At 72.0% G+C, this 18,393-nt stretch carries 17 protein-coding genes; 10 read left to right on the plus strand and 7 right to left on the minus strand.

Translation table 11 applies throughout. The features are described from left to right. Positions 1-156 precede the first annotated feature (156 nt). Positions 157-1,263 carry an XdhC/CoxI family protein gene (locus L6E12_RS13115; protein WP_236228176.1) on the plus strand — a complete coding sequence of 369 codons (1,107 nt, stop codon included), beginning with the start codon at positions 157-159 and terminating at the stop codon, positions 1,261-1,263. Positions 1,264-1,993: 730 nt separating this feature from the next. Continuing rightward, a complete protein-coding gene (locus L6E12_RS13120; RefSeq protein WP_236228220.1) occupies positions 1,994-3,019 on the plus strand; it encodes a CapA family protein in 1,026 nt (341 codons plus the stop codon). Here the strand turns inward: L6E12_RS13120 and L6E12_RS13125 are convergent. Further along, positions 3,006-3,947: an o-succinylbenzoate synthase gene (locus L6E12_RS13125; protein ID WP_308074797.1), complete on the minus strand. Its 942-nt coding sequence runs from the start codon at positions 3,945-3,947 to the stop codon at positions 3,006-3,008. The two genes, L6E12_RS13120 and L6E12_RS13125, sit on opposite strands and share 14 nt — an antisense overlap. A gap of 51 nt (positions 3,948-3,998) precedes the next feature. Between L6E12_RS13125 and L6E12_RS13130 the strand changes: the two genes are divergently transcribed. Beyond that, positions 3,999-4,430: a PPOX class F420-dependent oxidoreductase gene (locus L6E12_RS13130; protein ID WP_236228222.1), complete on the plus strand. Its 432-nt coding sequence runs from the start codon at positions 3,999-4,001 to the stop codon at positions 4,428-4,430. A gap of 55 nt (positions 4,431-4,485) precedes the next feature. Continuing rightward, positions 4,486-5,286, plus strand: coding sequence for a serine hydrolase (locus L6E12_RS13135; protein ID WP_236228177.1), 801 nt, complete (start codon positions 4,486-4,488; stop codon positions 5,284-5,286). Between the two features lie 23 nt (positions 5,287-5,309). Here the strand turns inward: L6E12_RS13135 and L6E12_RS13140 are convergent, their stop codons facing one another. Continuing rightward, positions 5,310-5,483 (minus strand): hypothetical protein, encoded by a 174-nt coding sequence (locus L6E12_RS13140; RefSeq protein ID WP_236228178.1) that lies wholly within the window; start codon positions 5,481-5,483, stop codon positions 5,310-5,312. A 37-nt stretch (positions 5,484-5,520) separates the two neighbouring features. Further along, positions 5,521-7,182: a DNA repair helicase XPB gene (locus L6E12_RS13145; RefSeq protein WP_236228179.1), complete on the minus strand. Its 1,662-nt coding sequence runs from the start codon at positions 7,180-7,182 to the stop codon at positions 5,521-5,523. Positions 7,183-7,303: 121 nt separating this feature from the next. Between L6E12_RS13145 and L6E12_RS13150 the strand changes: the two genes are divergently transcribed. Together L6E12_RS13150 and L6E12_RS13155 are read left to right on the plus strand one after the other, a co-directional pair. Next, positions 7,304-7,891, plus strand: coding sequence for a hypothetical protein (locus L6E12_RS13150; protein ID WP_236228180.1), 588 nt, complete (start codon positions 7,304-7,306; stop codon positions 7,889-7,891). A gap of 180 nt (positions 7,892-8,071) precedes the next feature. Continuing rightward, the gene (locus L6E12_RS13155; RefSeq protein WP_236228181.1) at positions 8,072-8,977 is read left to right on the plus strand and encodes a hypothetical protein; all 906 of its coding nucleotides are present in this window, start codon (positions 8,072-8,074) and stop codon (positions 8,975-8,977) included. A gap of 79 nt (positions 8,978-9,056) precedes the next feature. On the opposite strand, the gene L6E12_RS13160 is transcribed toward L6E12_RS13155, so the two are convergent. Genes L6E12_RS13160 through L6E12_RS13175 form a run of 4 tightly spaced genes read right to left on the minus strand, consistent with a single transcriptional unit; the run spans position 9,057 to position 12,440 of the window. Beyond that, complete coding sequence (locus L6E12_RS13160) at positions 9,057-9,833, minus strand: ABC transporter ATP-binding protein (RefSeq protein ID WP_236228223.1); 777 nt, start codon at positions 9,831-9,833, stop codon at positions 9,057-9,059. Positions 9,834-9,847: 14 nt separating this feature from the next. Continuing rightward, the gene (locus L6E12_RS13165) at positions 9,848-10,630 is read right to left on the minus strand and encodes an ABC transporter permease (RefSeq protein WP_236228182.1); all 783 of its coding nucleotides are present in this window, start codon (positions 10,628-10,630) and stop codon (positions 9,848-9,850) included. Continuing rightward, complete coding sequence (locus L6E12_RS13170) at positions 10,627-11,409, minus strand: ABC transporter permease (RefSeq protein WP_236228183.1); 783 nt, start codon at positions 11,407-11,409, stop codon at positions 10,627-10,629. The genes L6E12_RS13165 and L6E12_RS13170 overlap by 4 nt, the downstream gene beginning before the upstream one ends. Next, complete coding sequence (locus L6E12_RS13175; protein WP_236228184.1) at positions 11,406-12,440, minus strand: ABC transporter substrate-binding protein; 1,035 nt, start codon at positions 12,438-12,440, stop codon at positions 11,406-11,408. The genes L6E12_RS13170 and L6E12_RS13175 overlap by 4 nt, the downstream gene beginning before the upstream one ends. Before the next feature lie 578 nt (positions 12,441-13,018). Between L6E12_RS13175 and L6E12_RS13180 the strand changes: the two genes are divergently transcribed. From L6E12_RS13180 to L6E12_RS13195, 4 genes are read left to right on the plus strand one after another with little or no spacing between them, the layout of a single operon-like run. Continuing rightward, entirely contained in the window at positions 13,019-16,195 is a 3,177-nt protein-coding gene (locus L6E12_RS13180; protein WP_236228185.1) for a nitrate- and nitrite sensing domain-containing protein, read from the plus strand. After that, positions 16,192-16,617 carry a roadblock/LC7 domain-containing protein gene (locus tag L6E12_RS13185; protein ID WP_035289023.1) on the plus strand — a complete coding sequence of 142 codons (426 nt, stop codon included), beginning with the start codon at positions 16,192-16,194 and terminating at the stop codon, positions 16,615-16,617. Before L6E12_RS13180 ends, L6E12_RS13185 begins: the two co-directional genes overlap by 4 nt. 59 nt (positions 16,618-16,676) lie before the next feature. Beyond that, positions 16,677-17,432, plus strand: a complete 756-nt coding sequence (locus tag L6E12_RS13190; protein WP_236228186.1) for a DUF742 domain-containing protein — start codon at positions 16,677-16,679, stop codon at positions 17,430-17,432. Further along, positions 17,413-18,021: an ATP/GTP-binding protein gene (locus tag L6E12_RS13195; RefSeq protein WP_035289027.1), complete on the plus strand. Its 609-nt coding sequence runs from the start codon at positions 17,413-17,415 to the stop codon at positions 18,019-18,021. Before L6E12_RS13190 ends, L6E12_RS13195 begins: the two co-directional genes overlap by 20 nt. Positions 18,022-18,393 lie beyond the last annotated feature (372 nt).

An 18,393-nucleotide genomic window follows, 5' to 3' on the forward strand; every position in this document is an offset into this window, starting at 1 on the left:
ACTTCATCCTGACCGTGCTCGGTTGGCTCGCCGTCCTCGGCGGCTGACGCGCTCGCGGGGACGGGGCGGCCGCGGACCCCTGTCCACGCGGGAGTGCTGTGGGGTGTGGCGTTCGGTGGTGGGGTGGTGCTTGGCTGGTGGCCGAGGGAGGTGCGCGTGCGGGACGTGCTGGAGGAACTGGTGCGCCACCACGCCGGGGGGCGGGCGGTGGCGGTGGCGACGGTGGTGGCGACCTTCTCGTCGGCGCCCCGGGGAGCCGGGGCGGCGATGCTGGTGGCCGAGGACGGGAGTGTCGCCGGGAGCGTGTCCGGGGGGTGCGTCGAGGGCGCGGTCTACGAGTCGGGGCGGGAGGTCCTGGAGACCGGCAGGCCGGTGTTGCAGCGCTACGGCGTCAGCGACGACGACGCGTTCGCCGTGGGGCTGACCTGCGGGGGGATCATCGACATCTTCGTCGAGCGGGTGGACCCGGTCGGCTACCCGGAGTTGCCCGCGGTGGTGGAGTCGGTGCGGGTGGGGGAGCCGGTGGCGGTGGCGACGGTGATCACCCACCCGGCGCTCACCGGGCGGCGGATCGTCGTGCGGGCGGGGGACCACGTGGGGGGCACGGGGAACGCCCGCATCGACGCCGCTGTGGTCGACGACGCGCGGGGGCTGCTGGCCTCCGGGCGGAACGCGACGTTGCACTACGGGGTGGACGGGCAGCGGCGGGGGGAGGGGCTGTCGGTTTTTGTCAGTTCGTTCGAGCCGCCACCTCGGATGCTCGTGTTCGGGGCGATCGATTTCGCCGCCGCGATGGCGCGGATGGGGACTTATCTCGGATATCGGGTGACGGTGTGCGATGCACGGCCGGTCTTCGCCACCGCATCGCGTTTTCCCGGGGCGCACGAGGTCGTGGTGGATTGGCCGCACCGGTACCTCGCCGCGGAATTGGCGGCGGGGCGGGTGGACGGGCGGACGGTTGCCACCGTGCTGACGCACGACCCGAAATTCGACGTGCCGGTGTTGGAGGTGGCGCTGCGCGCGGGGCTCGGTTACGTGGGGGCCATGGGGTCTCGGCGCACGCACGAGGACCGGGTGGCGCGGTTGCGCGCCGCGGGGGTGAGTGAGGTGGAGCTGTCGGCGTTGGCTTCGCCGATCGGGTTGGACCTGGGGGCTCGGACGCCGGAGGAGACCGCTGTGTCGATCGCGGCGGAGATCATTGCGTTGCGGTGGGGGCGGGGTGGGGAGCGGCTGACCGAGCGGTCGGGGCGGATCCACGGGTAGGTGGTGTTCTGTGGCTGGTCTGCTCGGCCGTGGCGTTGGTTTACAAGCCCGGTCGTTTGTTGGTGGTGCCCGGGTGGGTGGATCTGCTTGGGCGGGGCCTTGCCGCGTGCTTCGGCTCAAGCGCCGGGATTTTCGTTGGCGTGCCCGGGTGGGTGGATCTGCTTGGGCGGGGCCCCTACAGCGATCATGTGCCCAGTGTGACCGAGTGGGGCTGAAGGGATGCCCCACAGCCCGGGCAGGCTTGCACATGATCGCTACCCCCACCCAAGCAGATCCACCCACCCGGGCATTGGCGTAGCCGGGCCGGCGGTTTTCGGGGTGGTCGGCAGCTGCGCGCGGTGGGGTTCGGGGTGGCTGGTTGGTGGGCTGGCGGTTGGTGGGGTGGCTGGTTTTCGCTGCGCCTTGGTGGGGTTGCGGGGGCTGGCCGCCGGGGCGGCGGTTTCGGGGTGGTCGCCTGCTGCGCGCGGTGGGGTTTTGGGTGGTTGGTCGCCCTGCTGGCGGGTGGCGGGGGTGGCTGGTGGGTGGTCGGGCGGCTGGCCGCCAGGTCTGCGCTTGGTCGGGTGGTCGGCGGCTGTGCCCGTGGGATTGTGGTCCTTGGGCGAACGGGTGACACCCGATGGTGGGTTAGGGTCGCTGCGTGTGGAAGCGGGTGGTGGGGGGACTGGCTTGCGGGGTGTTCCTCGCGGGGTGCACGGGTAATCCGACCGTCGGTGAGGTGCCGCCCGACCCGATGGCGGGGGCGGGTGGTCTTCCGGTCACCAGTGGTGCGCCGAAACCGCCCGGGTTCACCCTGGTCGCCGGTGGGGATGTGTTGATCCACCCCGCTTTGAGCGAGCAGGCGCGGGCCGATGGGGGTTTCGCGCCGCTGTTCGGTGGGGTCAAACCGGTGTTGGACCAGGCGGATGTGGCGGTGTGCCACCTGGAGGTGCCGATTGCGGCGCCCGGGGGTGCGGCTGAGGGGTACCCGCGGTTCATCGCGCCCAACGAGCTGGCTCCCGGGTTGGCCGCCAGTGGCTTCGACACATGTTCCACCGCCTCCAACCACACCCTTGACCAGGGTGCTGGCGGCGTGACCTCCACCCTGGATGCGCTGGACGCCGCTGGGGTCACCCACACGGGGTCGGCGCGGACGGCGGAGGAGGCGGCCAAGCCGTTGGTGCGGGATGTGGCCGGGGTCAAGGTGGGGTTCGTGTCCTTCACCTTCGGGCTCAACACCGGTACCCGCACTCCGCCGGGCAGTCCGTGGATGGTCAACACCCTCGACAGCGCCGAGGTCGTCGCCGCCGCGCGGGCGGCCAGGGCGGCGGGGGCCGAGGTGGTGGTGGCCAGCCTCCACTGGGGGACCGAGGGGCAGCACGAGGTGACCGCGAGTCAGCGCCGGATCGCCCGGGAAGTCCTCGCCGACCCGGCCGTGGACGTGATCATCGGGCACCACGCGCACGTGGTGCAGCCCTTCGAGCAGGTGGGGGGCAAGTGGGTGGCCTACGGCCTGGGCAACCAGGTCGCCAAGCACGAGGAGCCCAAGGGGGTGACCGAGGAGGGGGTGATGGCTCGGTTCCACTTCGCCAAGGGGGCGGGCGGGTGGGCGGTCGACAAGGCCGAGTACATCCCGACCGTGGTGGACCTCGGGCCGCCCATCCGGCTGCGCGACCTCACCGCCGACGCCGCCGCCCCGCGCCGGGCGGAGTCCCTGGCCCGCACCGACGGGGTCGTCCTGAGCCTGGGAGCGGGCCAAGCGGGGCTCACCCGGCCCTGAGCCGCTCCACCCGTGCCAACCGGTCCAGCCAGCGGGCCGTGGTGTCCGCGTCGGCCGTCGCGGTGGGGTCCGGGGTGGGGGGTGTGCGCGGGACCGGCAGGTGGCCGTCGACCGGGGTGAACGAGGTGGGCGTGGTGTCCCCCTCCAGCAGGGCCATCGTCGCCAGGCCGCAGGCGTGTTCCAGGTTCGGGAGGGCGCCTGCCAGGGCCAGGCCCGCTGCCAGGCCGACGCTGCTCTCCACCGCCGAGGACACCACGCACGGCAGCCCGCACGCCTCCGCCACCGCCAGTGCCCGCCGCACCCCGCCCAGGGGGGCCACCTTGAGCACGGCGATGTCCGCCGCGCCCGCGACCGCCACCCGCAGGGGGTCCTCCGCGCGGCGGATCGACTCGTCCGCCGCGATCGGCACCGCCACCCGCCGCCGTACTGCGGCCAACTCCTCGATCGTGCGGCACGGCTGTTCCACGTACTCCAGCCCGCCCGCCGCCCTGGCCAGCGCGCCGATCGCCGCCACAGCCGTGTCCAGGTCCCACGCGCCGTTGGCGTCCACCCTGATGTGCCCGCCGGGGCCCAGGGCCTCGCGGACGGCGGCGACCCGGTCCAGGTCGGCCGACAGCGGGGAACCCGGGTCCGCGACCTTGACCTTCGCCGTGGTGCAGCCCGACGCGGTCACGATTTCCGCGGCGCGGGCGGGGGGAACCACGGGGACCGTGCAGTTGACCGGGACGTGGTCGCGCACCGGCTCCGGCCAGCCCTCGTCGGCGGCCTCGTGGGCGCTGGCCAGCCACGGGATCGACTCGGTGTCGTCGTAGTCGAGGAACGGGCAGAACTCGCCCCAGCCGTGCGCACCCTCCAGCAGCAGTCCCTCGCGGACGGTGATGCCTCGGAAGCGGGTGCGCATCGGGATCGCGTAGACCAGAGGGGGCACCCGGCCATCCTGGCACTGCGCCACCGCCGGGCCTTTGGGAGGCTGGTGGACATGCACAAGATGGACCGGGCCGAGTGGCTGGAGTTCGTCCACCACGGCACCCGCACCGGCAAGCTCGCCACCGTCCGCTCCGACGGCAGCCCGCACGTCGCCCCGATCTGGTTCGTCGTCGACGAGGACAGCGACCGGCTGGTGTTCATGACCGGCGCCGACACCGTCAAGGGCAAGGCGCTGCGCCGCGAACCCCGGTTCGCGCTGTGCGTGGACCTGGAGAAGGAGCCGTACGCCTACGTGCAGTTCCAGGCGGTCGCCGAGATCTCCGAGGACCCGGACGACCTGCTGCGCTGGAGCACGGTGATCGCCCGGCGGTACATGGGCGAGGAGCGGGCCGAGGAGTACGGCAGGCGCAACGCAGTGCCGGGCGAACTGCTGGTCTACGGGCGCATCACCAAGGTCATCGCCTTGGCCGCCATCAGCGACTGACGGCCGCGCCGACCTGGGAGCCGCCGCCGCACGGGGCGAACGTAGGGTCAGGGCCATGCGCTTGATCGAGGACTGGCCGGTCGACAACGCCTCCGCCGCCGTGGTGGCCGGGGGGCGGGTGCGCGAGCACCACGGCGACCAGGAGCGGCGGTACCCGCTGGCCTCGGTCACCAAGCTGCTGACCGCCTACGCCGTGCTGGTGGCCGCCGAGGAGGGCGCGGTCGAGTGGGACCAGCCCGCCGGGCCGCCGGGGGCGACCGTGCGGCACCTGATCGCCCACACCGCCGGGTACGCCTTCGACTCGCGGGACGTGCAGGCGCAGCCGGGGACACGGCGGATCTACTCGAACGCGGGCTTCGAGGTGCTCGCGGAGTCGGTGGCCGAGTCCTCCGGGATCGCCTTCCCCGACTACCTGGCCGAGGGGGTGCTCAAGCCGCTGGGCATGGGGTCGACCGCGCTGGAGGGGTCCGCCGGGTCGGGGGCGGTGTCGACGTGCGCGGACCTGGCGCTGTTCGCGGCGGAGTTGCAGGCGCCGACGCTGGTCAGCGGGGAGCTGTTCGCCGAGGCGACGACCGTGGTGTTCCCCGGGCTCAACGGCGTGCTGCCCGGGTACGGCAGCCAGCGGCCCAACGACTGGGGACTGGGGTTCGAGCTGCGGGACGGCAAAAGTCCACATTGGACCGGATCGGCGAACTCGCCGCGCACGTTCGGCCACTTCGGACAGTCCGGAACGTTCCTGTGGGTCGACCCCGCTGCGGGGCTGGCCTGCGTGGCGCTCGCCGACCGGGCGTTCGGGCCGTGGGCGGTCGAGGCGTGGCCGCCGTTCAGCGACGCCGTGCTCGCCGACCACCGCTGACCCGCGGTGGTCGGCGACCGGGGTCAGCCGGGCAGGCCCGGGCGCTCGGGGCCGTCGGCGTCGGGAACGGGGTCGGGCTCGGCGTGGTCGCCGATCGCCTCGTCGGCGGCCTTCTTCGCCTCGTCGAGGGTCTGCCTGCTGTGCTCGGCAAGCTGCCCGGTGGTGTCGTGCTCGCTGAAGTCGACCGGTTCGCTCATACCCCTGGATTAACCCGACGCGTCCCGAGTGAAACCCTCAGCCGATTTCGGGAATGGGCGGACCCAGCAGGTCGTCGGCGTCGCAGATGCGGTAGGCGTAGCCCTGTTCGGCGAGGAAGCGCTGGCGGTGCGCGGCGTAGTCGGTGTCCAGGGTGTCGCGGGAGACCACCGAGTAGAAGTGCGCCTGGCGGCCGTCGCCCTTGGGGCGCAGGAGCCTGCCCAGGCGCTGGGCTTCCTCCTGGCGCGAGCCGAAGGTACCGCTGACCTGCACGGCGACCGAGGCCTCCGGCAGGTCGATGGAGAAGTTCGCCACCTTCGACACCACCAGCGTCCGCAGCTCCCCCTTGCGGAACGCGTCGAACAGGACCTCGCGCTCCTTGTTCTTCGTCGAACCCTGGATGACCGGGGCGTCCAGGGCCGCGCCCAGCTCGTCGAGCTGGTCGAGGTAGGCGCCGATGACCAGGGTCGGCTCGTCGGGGTGCTTGGCCAGGATCTGCTTGACGACCGGGATCTTCGTCTGCGCCGTGGAGCACAGCTTGTAGCGCTCCTCCGGCTCGGCCACCGCGTAGGACAGCCGCTCGCTGTCGGTGAGCGTCACCCGGACCTCGGTGCACTCCGCCGGGGCGATCCAGCCCTGCTGCTCGATGTCGCGCCACGGCACGTCGTAGCGCTTCGGGCCGATCAGGGAGAACACGTCGCCCTCGCGGCCGTCCTCGCGCACCAGGGTGGCGGTCAGGCCCAGGCGGCGGCGCGACTGGAGGTCGGCGGTCATCCGGAAGACCGGCGCGGGCAGCAGGTGCACCTCGTCGTAGACCACCAGGCCCCAGTCGCGGGAGTCGAACAGCTCCAGGTGCCGGTACTCGCCCTTGGACTTGCGGGTGATCACCTGGTAGGTGGCGATGGTGACCGGGCGGATCTCCTTGCGCTCGCCGGAGTACTCGCCGATCTCGTCCTCGGTCAGCGTCGTGCGCGCCACCAGCTCGCGCTTCCACTGCCTGCCGGAGACGGTGTTGGTGACCAGGATCAGCGTGGTCGCCTCGGCCCTGGCCATCGCCGCAGCGCCGACCAGGGTCTTGCCCGCCCCGCAGGGCAGCACGACCACCCCGGAGCCGCCCGCCCAGAACGAGTCGGCGGCCATCCGCTGGTAGTCGCGCAGTTGCCAGCCGTCCTCGCGCAGGGCGATCGGGTGCGCCTCGCCGTCGACGTACCCGGCGAGGTCCTCGGCGGGCCAGCCGACCTTGAGCAGCATCTGCTTGAGCCGACCGCGCTCGCTGGGGTGCACGACCACGGTGTCGTCGTCGATGCGCTCGCCCAGCATCGGGCCGATCTTCTTGTTGCGCAGCACCTCCTCGAGCACCGCGCGGTCGTTCGAGGCCATCGTCAGCCCGTGCACCGGGGAGTTCTGCAGCGTCAGCCGCCCGAACCGGCCCATGGTGTCGACGATGTCGATCAGCAGCGGCTGCGGCACCGGGTAGCGCGAGTACGACGACAGCGCGTCGACCACCTGCTCGGCGTCGTGCCCGGCGGCGCGCGCGTTCCACAGCGCCAGCGGGGTGATCCGGTAGGTGTGCACGTGCTCGGGGGCGCGCTCCAGCTCGGCGAACGGCGCGATGGCGATCCGCGCGTCGTTCGAGCTGGCGTGGTCGATCTCGAGCAACAGCGTCTTGTCGGACTGCACGATCAGCGGGCCGTCGGTCACGGTGCGGTCGCTCCCTACGCTCGACTGGGGATCCAGTCTGTCAAACGCCGTCGGGTGCCTGCTTACTCCCACCCTCCCCGGCCCGCTACCGTCGCAGGCCCCGGAGTGCGAGAGGCCACGCATGGACGAGCAGAAGGACCACGACCCCGACGGTGAGCCCCACTTCATCCCCGCGATGTCGGCCGAGCCCGACACCGGTTCCGGGGACGGCGGATCGTCGGCCCGCGCGCCGCGCAAGCGCTTGCCCGCGTGGGCGGTGGCGGCCGTCGCGGTGGGCATCTTCGCGGTGGCGTTCCTGTTCCTGCGGTACGTGGCCCCCGGGTCGAGCGCCGACGCCGGGAACTGCGCCTCGGTCACCGGCGACGACGACAGCGCCGCGTTCACCCCGCTGTCCTGCGACGACGACGAGGCCACCTTCCGCGTCGCGTCCACGAAGGACGGCGCGGCGGGCTGCCCGGAGGGCGCCTACCGGGAGCTGCGCGACGGCGGCGCGCTGCGCTGCCTGATGCCGAACTTCCGCGAGGGCGGCTGCTACGAGCCCGACGACGAGAACCGCGCCTTCCGCCTGGCGGACTGCACCGCGGTGGAGGCCATCCGGGTGACCCGGGTCATCGAGGGCTCCTCCGACCCGGCGCCCTGCCCCGGCGGCAACGGCCTGGGCTACCCGGAACCGCCGGTCGTCTACTGCCTGGAAACGCCGGGGACCTGAGCCCGCGCGCACCCTCGCGTTCGGACGCTCACCGTCGGTGACCCGCATCCGGTTTAGCCGGTTCGTGTCATGCCCGCGCGATCCGCACGTTAGATTGCGACGCCCGTGCGGTCCGCGTCTTGGGGGCCCGTGACCGGGCGGCCCCGCGAACTCCTGTTGATGAAGCGCATGAGGTGCACGATGTCGAACCCGCAGCAGCCGGGTCAGCCCGGTCCCCAGGGCCAGCCGCCCCACGGCCAAGGCCCGGGCACCCCGCCCGGGGGACAGCCGCAGTACGGGCAGGCCCCCGGCACCCCGCCGGGCGGTCAGCCCCAGTACGGCCCGGGCACCCCGCCCGGTGGGCAGCCGCAGTACGGGCAGGCCCCGGGTACCCCGCCGGGCGGTCAGCCGCAGTACGGCCAGGCCCCGGGCGGTCAGCCCCAGTACGGGCCGGGCACCCCGCCCGGTGGGCAGCCGCAGTACGGGCAGGTCCCGGGCACCCCGCCGCAGGGCGTGCCCGGCCAGCAGCCGCCGCCCCCGTTCGGCCAGCAGCCGGTGCAGGTGGACGCGATGCCGCCCGGCCCGCCGCCCACCCCGCCGAAGAAGAGCAAGGGCCGCCTGATCGGCCTGGCCATCGTGGCCGTGGTCGTGGTGGTGATCGGCATCCTCGCCGTCGTCAACCTGACCAAGAGCCCGGCCAGCGCGGACGCCGGGGACTGCATCAAGGTCAACAACGCCAGCACCACCGACGCCGACGTCGAGAAGATCGACTGCGGCAGCGCCGAAGCCGTGCTCCAGGTCGCCAAGAAGCTCGACAGCGCCTCCGCCAAGTGCCCCGAGGGCAACTACCAGCAGTACACCAGCGAGGGCCGCGGCTCGGACTTCTCGCTGTGCCTGATGCTCAACGCCAAGAAGGGCGAGTGCTTCAACGACCTGGACTCGGTCGCCAAGGCGCGGAAGGTCGACTGCGCGGGTGCCCAGACCGAGGTGCTCGACGTCGTCGAGGGCAAGTCCGACCAGGAGGCGTGCGCGGGCGCCCCGAACACCAACAACGGCCGCCTCTACACCGAACCCGCCAGGGTGATCTGCCTGGAGGACAAGCAGTAGCCGCGGCTGTCGACACGCGCTCCACCAACGGGGAGGCCCCGGCGGACCACCCGCCGGGGCCTCCCCGTTCGCGAGCGGCCTAGGGGGCGACCGGTTCCGTCTGCGGCACGCCCTGCAGCAGCCCGGCCACCTTCGCCCGCAGCTCCACGAACTCGTCGCCCGCGCGCGTGGTGATCTGGTCGCGGTGCTCGCCCAGGTTCACCGGGAGCTGCGCCACCACCGACGCCGGGGACTTCGACAGCACGAGCACCCGGTCGCCCAGGTACACGCTCTCGTCGATGTCGTGGGTGACCAGCAGGATGGTGGTGTCCTGCTCGCGGCGCACGCGCAGCAGCAGGTCCTCCAGCTCGAAGCGGGTCTGCGCGTCCACCGAGGCGAACGGCTCGTCCATCAGCAGCAGCGCCGGGCGGTAGGCCAGCGCGCGGGCGATCGCCACCCGCTGCTGCATCCCGCCGGAGAGCTGCCACGGGTACTTGCGGCCCGCCCGCTCCAGGCCCACCGCGGCCAGCGCCTCGGCCGCGCGGGCCGCCCGCTCGGCCCTGGGCAGCCCGCGCAGCGGGAACTCCACGTTCCGCTGCACGGTCAGCCACGGGAACAGCGAGCGGCTGTAGTCCTGGAACACCACCGCCAGGTCCTCCGGCACCCCGTCGACCGGGGTGCCGTGCAGGCTGACCGAACCCCGGGTGGGGCGGATCAGACCGGCGATGGTGCGCAGCAGCGTCGACTTGCCGCACCCGGACGGGCCGACGACGCAGACCAGCTCACCGGCGGCCACGGTGAAGCCGAGCGCGTCGATGGCGTCGTACGGGCCGTCCTTGGACTGGTAGGTGTGGCCGAGGTCGGTGACCTGCAGCATCGTCGGGGTCACGGTCATCCTCCGGTCGCCAGGGACTGCGCTTCGAGTGAGTGCCGCGGCTGCCACGCCAGGGCGCGCAGCTCGGCCAGCAGCAGCAGGGTGTTGAACAGGTAGCCGAGCACGCCGAGCAGCACGATCCAGGCCCACATGGTCGGCAGGTCGTAGTCGCGCTGCGCCTGCACAAGCTGGTTGCCGATGCCGTTGATCGAGCCGACCAGCTCGGAGATCACCATCAGGATCAGCGAGATGGACAGGCTCAGCCGCAGGCCCGCGAAGACCTTCGGCAGCGCCGAGGGCAGCACCACGCCCAGCAGCCACTGCGGCCCGCTGAGCCGGAACGCCCTGGCCGTGTCGACCTTGGTGTCGTCCACCGCGCGGGCGCCGTCGACGGTGTTGAGCAGCACCGGCCACACCGCGCCGAAGACGATCGTCGGCAGCTGCATCGAGGTGACCCCGATGGTCGCGGCGAAGAACGGCACCAGCAGCGGCGGCGGGATCGAGCGCATGAAGGTGAACGTCGGGCCGAGGTAGGCCATCGCGGTGCGGGAGCGGCCGAGCAGGATGCCCAGCGCGACCCCGATGACCCCCGACAGCGCCCAGCCCAGCAGCATCCGGCCGACGCCGGGCACCACGTGCTCGCCGAACAGCGGCGAGAACCAGACCTGCCCGGCCGCCTCGGCGATGGTCGTCGGCGGCGGGAAGAACACGTCGTCGGCCGCGCGGGTCACCAGCTCCCACAGCGCGACCGCGACCACGAACACGACCCAGCGCTGGGCGGTCCCCTTCAGCAGGTTCACCGCTCACCCCCGCGCGCGTTCCAGGCGAAGAGCCGGTTGTTCAGCCGTTCCAGGCCCGCGTTGGCCCCGTACCCGATCAGCCCGGCCAGCACCGTCGCGGCCAGCACCTCGTCCATCTGCGAGGCCCCCGAGCTGGCCTCCAGGATGAACTGCCCGAGCCCGACGGTGCCACCGGCGAACAGCTCGACGCTGACCACGACGGCCAGCGAGATGGCGAAGGTGAGCCGGACGCCGGTGAGGACGAACGGCGCCGCGCTGGGCAGCGCCACCCGCCCCAGCACGCCGAGCCTGCCGACGCCGAAGGCGCGGGCGGTCTCCACGTGCAGCGGGTCGAGTTCGTCGAGCGCGTACATGGTGTTGAACAGGATCGGCCACAGCCCGCCGTAGACCGCCAGGGCGATCTTGGTGTCCGGGCCGGTGCCGAAGGTCAGCAGCGCCAGCGGGATCAGCGCCACCGACGGGATCGGCCGCAGGAACTCGACCAGGGTCATCACCGCCCGGCGCACCCAGGTGACGCTGCCCAGCAGCAGCCCGGCGGGCACCGCGACCGCCACGGCGACGGCGACGGCGATCAGCGTGGCGAACACGGTGGCCACCAGCGCCCGCAGGAACCCGGTGTCGCCGAGCAGCCGGACCGCGGTGGGCAGCACGACCGACGGGGGGCGCAGGTAGTACGCCGGGACCAGGCCGGTCCGGCTCGCCACCTCCCAGACCAGGAAGGTGCCGACCAGACCGACCAGCCCCGCGGCGGCCCGCGAGCCCGTCCGCTGCCCGGTCACTTGCCGGTGGTGCCCGCGTTCGGGATCATCGAGGCCACGTCGAGGTCGCCCTTGATCACCCCGAACTCCTTCATCAGGTTGGCCACCCGCTGGATGCGGTTGGCCTCCAGCGACGTGGAGTAGGTGGAGATCGTGACGAGCTGCGCGGTCTCCTTGTCGATCTTCGCGTACTTGACGAACATCTGCTCCATCTTCGGCCGGTCGGTGGCCTGGGCCTGGGCCTTGCCCAGGGCGCGCTGGAACGCCGCGATGGTGTTGGGGCTGGTGGTGGCGAACTTGCCGTTGCCGCTGACCGCGACGAAGCCGGACATCGGGATCTCGGCCGTGGGACCGGAGGCGGCGTCGAACACCGGGGTCGCGCCGAGCTGCTTCTCCGCGATGGTCACCCAGGGCTCGGCGGTGACCGCGCCGTCGACCTCGCCGTTCTGCATGGCGGTGATCATGTTCGGGAAGGACATCTCGACCCACTGGACCTGGTCGTAGGCGACGCCCTCGGTCTTGAGCACCGACATCGGGGCCAGGTCCGTCATGCTGTTGCGCGCGGTGATGGCGATCCGCTTGCCCGGCGCGTCGGCGGGCTTCTTCAGCGCCGAGTTCGGCGGGGCGACGACCACCAGGTGGCCGGGCTTGGCCGCGAGCGCGTCCGCGACGATCTTGAAGTCGGCGACCTTGGTGCTCTGCGCGAGCAGCGGCGCCGGGTACGAGGTGAAGGCGATGTCGAGGTCGCCGTTGAGGATGCCGCTGATGGCCGCGGGGCCCGAGCCCATCACCACGGGCTCGACGTCGAGGCCCTCCTCCTTGAAGTAGCCCTGCTCGACGGCCAGGTAGAACGGCGCGACGTCGACGACGGGCAGCACCCCGACCTTGACCTTGGTCTTCTCGATCGACCCGCTGCCCGACTGGGCGGCGGAGTCCCCGGAGTCGTCCCCGCCGAGCAGGCCGCAGCCGCTGACGGTGGCGGCCAGGGTCATCGCCATGGCGGCGACGGACAGGCGGGTGCGGGCCCGTCCGCTGGTAAAGCGTCGAAGCATTGGAGCCTCTCCTCGTAGGAGCACGTGGTTTGCCGAGGTGCAGTTCCCCCTGGACCGAGACGCACTGTAGAGACTTGCCATGCGGGTCACAATGAGTGCGCACCAGGTATCTGCTGGTGAACTCTCTCACTGAATCGGGCGGTTCTGTTGGCCCGTCTGGGCGAACTCGATACGGCATCTGACCTGGGGTTTACCGTAAGTAACTTTTTTCTGGGGTTGTCCCGCGCGTTAGCGCCAAACGGGTGAAACGACCCCTAAAGTAAACCGCGTTTACCTAACACATCAGAGTGATCGACTGGGCTAACGGTCGGCCACTCCCTGTGACGATGCCCTGGAAGGGTTACATCGTGACGTGGACTTCGCTACCTTCTGTGTCCACAGCCAGGGGTACGCTCTGCCGAGCAGCACGGAGGCGCTGGCGCGGTACCGGTCGGTAACCCGGATTCGGTCGAATCCGGCGCGGCGGGGCTCGCGTCAGGAGTCGGTGACGCGACCGTCCCCCTGCTGCGAAGTTGTCCGTGCGAAGCCGGCCACCGACTCGACGGGCTACTGGCTCAGATGCAGGGAGAGTGCTGGCAGTGCCCGACCACACCGGTGGGCCCACCACGTCCGAGGTAGAGGCGGGCGCGGCGGCCAAGGCGAGAAGCTCCGGTCGCAAGATCGTCGAGGGCGGCTCGCGCTGGCGGCTGCGCAACTGGCGGCTGCGCACCAAGCTCATCGCCGTCCTGCTGGTCCCCATCATCACCGCCATCGCCCTCGGCGTGCTGCGCGCGGCCGGTGAACTCGACCGCGCGTCCACCTTCGACGACGCCTCCACCAGCATCACCGCCACCCTCGACGTCGTCGCCCTGGTGCACGACCTGCAGGGCGAGCGGAACATGGTGGTCGCGTTCGTGGCGGGCAACCGCACCGGCGACACCGCCCCCATGCAGGGACAGATCCAGCGCACCAACGCCAGCCTGAACAAGCTGACCCAGGCCGCCGCCGCCAGCTCCACCACCAACGGCGAGCTGCTCGCCGAACTCGCGGGCCGCCTCGGCGCCGTCGGCGCGGTGCGCAACGCGGCGCTGTCGACCGCGAGCTTCTACCCCGACGTGGCCGTCTACCGGGCCTACAGCGCGCTGCTGGAGAACGTGCTGGCCGCGGGCGCGGAGTTCACCTCCACGCTGGCCCAGTCGGAGATCTCCCGGCTCGGCGCGACCTCGCTGGCGATCGTGCAGGCCAAGGAGTTCCTCAGCAGGCAGAACGCCATCCTGTTGATCGCCTCGGCGCGCGGCGGCTTCCCGGCCGGGATGCAGGAGCAGGCCAGGGCCGCCGAGGCCAGCTACAACGCCGCGATCGGCAACTTCCGCGCCAACGCCGACCCGGTGGAGGCCCAGTTCTTCGCCGACACCTTCTCCGGCTTCGAGGTCGACGACCGCGCGCGGGTCGTGGAGACCGCGCTGAACAACGCCGACCAGGGCAAGCCGCTGCAGATCGACGGCGCCCGGCTGATCAACGACGCCAAGGTCACCGCCGACTCGATGCGCCGGGTCGAGATCTCGCTGCTGGAGAAGCTGCGCGGCCGGGCCCAGCAGTCCGCAGACGACGCCGCCTTCAACGCCTGGCGCGACGCGGCCATCGTGCTGCTGGCCATCCTGCTCGCCCTCGGCGTCACCGTCCTGGTCGCCCGCTCGCTGCTGGTGCCGCTGCGCGTGCTGCGCCGCGACGCCCTGGACGTGGCGAACCGGCGGCTGCCGGAGACGGTGCAGCGCATCCTCGCCGACCCCGACCCGGTGGAGGCGTCGAAGAACGCCGTCGACCCGGTCCCGGTGTTCACCCGCGAGGAGACCGGCCAGCTCGCCCGCTCCTTCGACGCGGTGCACGACCAGGCGGTCCGGATGGCGACCGAGCAGGCGCTGCTGCGCGACAACATCAACTCGATCTTCGTCAACCTGTCCCGCCGGTCGCAGACCCTGGTCGAGCGCCAGCTGTCGCTGATCGACCGGCTGGAGCAGGACGAGCAGGACCCCGACCAGCTTGCCAGCCTGTTCGAGCTGGACCACCTGGCGACCCGGATGCGGCGCAACTCCGAGTCGCTGCTGGTGCTCTCCGGCTCCGGCCTCAGCCGCCAGCTCTCCCGGCCGGTCCCCGCCGCCGAGGTCGTCGGCGCGGCGGTCTCGGAGGTCGAGCAGTACGCCCGCATCGAGGTGCTCTCGGCCCCGGAGATCTCCGTGCAGGGCCGCGCGGTGTCCGACCTGGTCCACCTGATCGCGGAGCTGCTGGACAACGCGACCTCGTTCTCCGAGCCGGAGAAGAAGGTCTACGTGCGGATGGCCATGACCCGCAAGAAGGAACTGGCCATCCAGATCACCGACTCCGGCGTCGGCATGACCGCCGACGAGATCGAGGCCACCAACGCCCGGCTCGCCGACCCGCCGGACCTCGACGTCGCGGTGACCCGCCGGATGGGCCTGTACGTGGTCGCCCGGCTGGCCAAGCGGCACGAGATCAAGGTGCGGCTGCGCGACAACGAGGACATCGAGGGCGGGCTGATCTCGCGGATCACCGTCCCGGCCGCGCTGGTCTCCACCGGCGCGGGCGGCAGCGTCATCCAGCAGACCGCCGGGTTCGGCGACACCGCGGTCAAGGCCAGCGGCATCGCCGGTGCCTTCGGCGGGGCCAACCGCGACCGCACCCCCAAGGCCGAGGGCGGCATCCTGGCCGAGTCCCCGGTGGAGCGCTCCGCCGACGACCTCGCGGGCTTCCCGGCCTTCGAGCCGCAGTTCGGCGTGCGCGACAGCATCGAGGACACCGGCGGCTGGGGTCCCCCGGCCGACCCGGAGGAGGTCAGCGCCCGGCTCAACGGCCACGGCTTCGACTTCTCCGGCACCGACATCTCCACCTTCGGCCGCTCGGCCGCCCAGGACCCCGAGCCGGAGCCGGACCGCGGCCCCGGGGTCGAGGACAGCGGCTACGACCTGTTCGGCTCGCTCCCGGTCTCCGAGCCCGAGCCGCAGGAGCGGACCGACACCGACCTCAACGGGCACAGCACCGGCTTCGGCCGCGACGGCGGCTTCGACGCCTACGCGCCGTTCACCCGCCGCGAGGACAGCCCGGCCCCGCAGCCGGTGGACCGCGGCGACCTCGACGCCCCGACCGAGCGGCTGCCGATCTACGAGGCCGTGCTCTCGCAGTGGTTCGAGGCGACCGACTCCGGCTCCACCCCGCACCCGCTGGCCGGGCTCGACGCCCCCGGCGGCTCGGGCAACGGCTCCGGCGGTTCGGCGAACGGCTCGACCAACGGTGCCCACGACCCCGCCGCGAACGGCGACGGCGGGCACCCGGACCCCCAGGACGCCTCGGACCATTACGCCGAGGACGAACACCGCGACGCGGTCGACGAGGTTCCCGAGGACGCCGAGGCCGAGCGGATCTCCTCGGCCAGGGCCGCCGCCTGGCAGTCGCCTGGCGACGACGGGTGGCAGCGGGCCAGGGCCCTGCTGGACACCACCTCGGACACCATGACCACGGCGGGCCTGCCGAAACGCGTTCCCAAGGCACACCTGGTGCCCGGGTCGGCGGCCCCCAGGGAGGAGACCGCGGAGCAGTCCGCCGCGGCGCCTCCGCTCCCGCCCCGCACCGCGGACGCCGTCCGCGGTCGCATGTCCAGCTTCCAGCAAGGCGTGAGGCGGGGGCGGCACGCCCTCGTCGACGCCTACCCTGGAGACCAGACCGGTTCTGACGAGAGCCGCCAAGACGAGGAGCAGGAGTGACGACCGCGTCCGTACACCAGCCCGGTAGCTTCGGGTGGCTCATCACCGATTTCGTCCGTCAGGTCCCCGGCGCGGCGCACGCCGTGGTGGTGTCCGCCGACGGGCTGCTGCTGGCGGGCTCGCAGGGCCTGCCCCGCGACCGCGCTGAACAGCTCTCCGCCGTCGCCTCCGGGCTGGTGAGCCTCACCGCGGGCGCGGCGCGCTGCTTCGAGGCGGGCGGGGTGAACCAGACCGTGGTCGAGATGGACCGCGGCTACCTGTTCCTCATGTCGATCTCGGACGGCTCCTGCCTGGCCGTCCTGGCCGCGCCGAACTGCGACATCGGCCTGGTCGCGTACGAGATGACCCTGCTCGTGGAGCGGGTCGGCCAGCAGATGACCCCCGAGCTGCGCGCGCAGTTGCAGGGCACGCAGCGCCGGTGACAGTGCCGATGACGGAGTACTGAGCGGGTGGAGACGGTGGCGAGACGGGTGGGCGAGCGATGAGCACGGGTCGGCGCGCGGCCGGGCGGCGGGAGCTGTTCGAGCCGGACCGGGACATCGACGATCCCCGGGACCAGCTGATGGGTGAGCCTGAGCGGAGGCAGACGACCATGTCCGAGCGCGGGTGGGAGGACCTCTCCGACACCGAATTCGGTGAACCACCGAACCGGTTCGACATCGACGGCTTCCGGGCCAGGCTGTTCGGCGGCCCGAGCGCCACCCTCTACGGCGACTCCGGCGTCGACGCGGGCATCCCGTCCCAGTCAGATTGGGACAGCAAGGAGATCCCCGCGGTGGCCGACCTGGACCCGGAGCCAGAACAGCCCGACTTCGCCGCACCGGCGGCCTTCACCGACTTCGGCGCGCGAGCCGACTTCGCCGGGCACGGCGACTTCTACGATTCGGCACCGCACGAGACCGGGTCGCTGGTCCGCCCGTACACCAAGACGGGCGGGCGCACCCGCTCCGACTACGATCTGGCGATCGAGGCGCTGGTCTCCACCAGCGACCGGGGCCGGGTACCCGACGCCGCCGTCCGTCCCGAGCACAGGTCCATCTGCGGCCTGTGCCTGGACACCCGCTCCGTCGCCGAGGTCGCCGCGCACCTGCGGCTGCCCCTGGGCGTGGCGCGGGTGCTCATCGGCGACATGGCGGGCATGGGCCTCGTCTCGATCCACCAGAGCGGCATGGTCGTGGGCGACCGGCCGTCGATCGAATTCATGGAAAGGGTGCTCAGTGGGCTCCGCAGGCTCTAGTCCCCTCAGCGCGCGCGGCGGCGCATCCCCGCAGCCGACGACCTCGGCGAAGATCGTCGTGGCCGGTGGGTTCGGCGTGGGCAAGACGACCCTGGTCGGTTCGGTGTCGGAGATCGTCCCGCTCACCACCGAGGCCGTCATGACCGAGGCCAGCGTGGACGTCGACGACCTGTCGTCGACCCCGAACAAGGTCACCACGACCGTCGCCATGGACTTCGGGCGCGTGTCGCTGGACTCCGACCTCATCCTCTACCTGTTCGGCACCCCCGGGCAGCACCGGTTCTGGTTCATGTGGGACGACCTGGTGCGCGGCGCCATCGGCGCCATCGTGCTGGTCGACACCCGGCGGCTGGCCGACGCGTTCGCCTCCATCGACTTCTTCGAGGACCGCGGGCTGCCTTACGTGATCGCGCTGAACTGCTTCGACCGGGTGCTGCACCACCGGATCGACGACGTGCGGGACGCGCTGACGGTCGAGCCGTCGGTGCCGATCGTGACGACCGACGCGCGGGACCGGGACTCGACGAAGGAAACGCTGATCACGCTGGTGGAGCACGCCATGCAGCAGCGGATGTCGCGCGCGGGCTGACCTGCTGCTTGCTGCTTTCTTGGCTGCTCGCTGCGCCTCTGGGGGCTTGTGGCTGCGCGGCCTGTGGTGGCTGGGCGGCTGCGCCTTTGAGGTGCTTGTGGCGGGGTTGGGGATCTGACCCTGGGAGGCCGCGATTGTTCAGCTCCGCGAACTCGGCGTCAAGGGCGCCTTCGGCGTCGGCTTCGCCGATGGCCTACGGCCACCCTTGACACCGAGTTCGCGGAGCTGACTGCGGCCGGGAGTGGGTCAGGTCTCCCCCTGGTCAGGTTGGGTGGGTGGGGGCGTTGGGTGGCAGGGCGGCGGTTTCGTTGCAGACCGACGAGTTGGGGGAGTGAAGCCCGGGCGAGGGGGCTCGTCCGGGCTTTTGTTTGT

Source organism: Actinokineospora sp. PR83, from assembly GCF_021056305.1.
Classification (GTDB): Bacteria; Actinomycetota; Actinomycetes; order Mycobacteriales; family Pseudonocardiaceae; genus Actinokineospora; species Actinokineospora spheciospongiae.

Coding starts and splice junctions, on each gene's coding strand:
- L6E12_RS13120 (WP_236228220.1), top strand. CDS start 1,994: ATGGCGGGGGCGGGTGGTCTTCCGGTCACCAGTGGTGCGCCGAAACCG.
- L6E12_RS13130 (WP_236228222.1), top strand. CDS start 3,999: ATGCACAAGATGGACCGGGCCGAGTGGCTGGAGTTCGTCCACCACGGC.
- L6E12_RS13135 (WP_236228177.1), top strand. CDS start 4,486: ATGCGCTTGATCGAGGACTGGCCGGTCGACAACGCCTCCGCCGCCGTG.
- L6E12_RS13140 (WP_236228178.1), bottom strand. CDS start 5,483: ATGAGCGAACCGGTCGACTTCAGCGAGCACGACACCACCGGGCAGCTT.
- L6E12_RS13150 (WP_236228180.1), top strand. CDS start 7,304: ATGGACGAGCAGAAGGACCACGACCCCGACGGTGAGCCCCACTTCATC.
- L6E12_RS13155 (WP_236228181.1), top strand. CDS start 8,072: ATGTCGAACCCGCAGCAGCCGGGTCAGCCCGGTCCCCAGGGCCAGCCG.
- L6E12_RS13160 (WP_236228223.1), bottom strand. CDS start 9,833: ATGCTGCAGGTCACCGACCTCGGCCACACCTACCAGTCCAAGGACGGC.
- L6E12_RS13175 (WP_236228184.1), bottom strand. CDS start 12,440: ATGCTTCGACGCTTTACCAGCGGACGGGCCCGCACCCGCCTGTCCGTC.
- L6E12_RS13190 (WP_236228186.1), top strand. CDS start 16,677: ATGAGCACGGGTCGGCGCGCGGCCGGGCGGCGGGAGCTGTTCGAGCCG.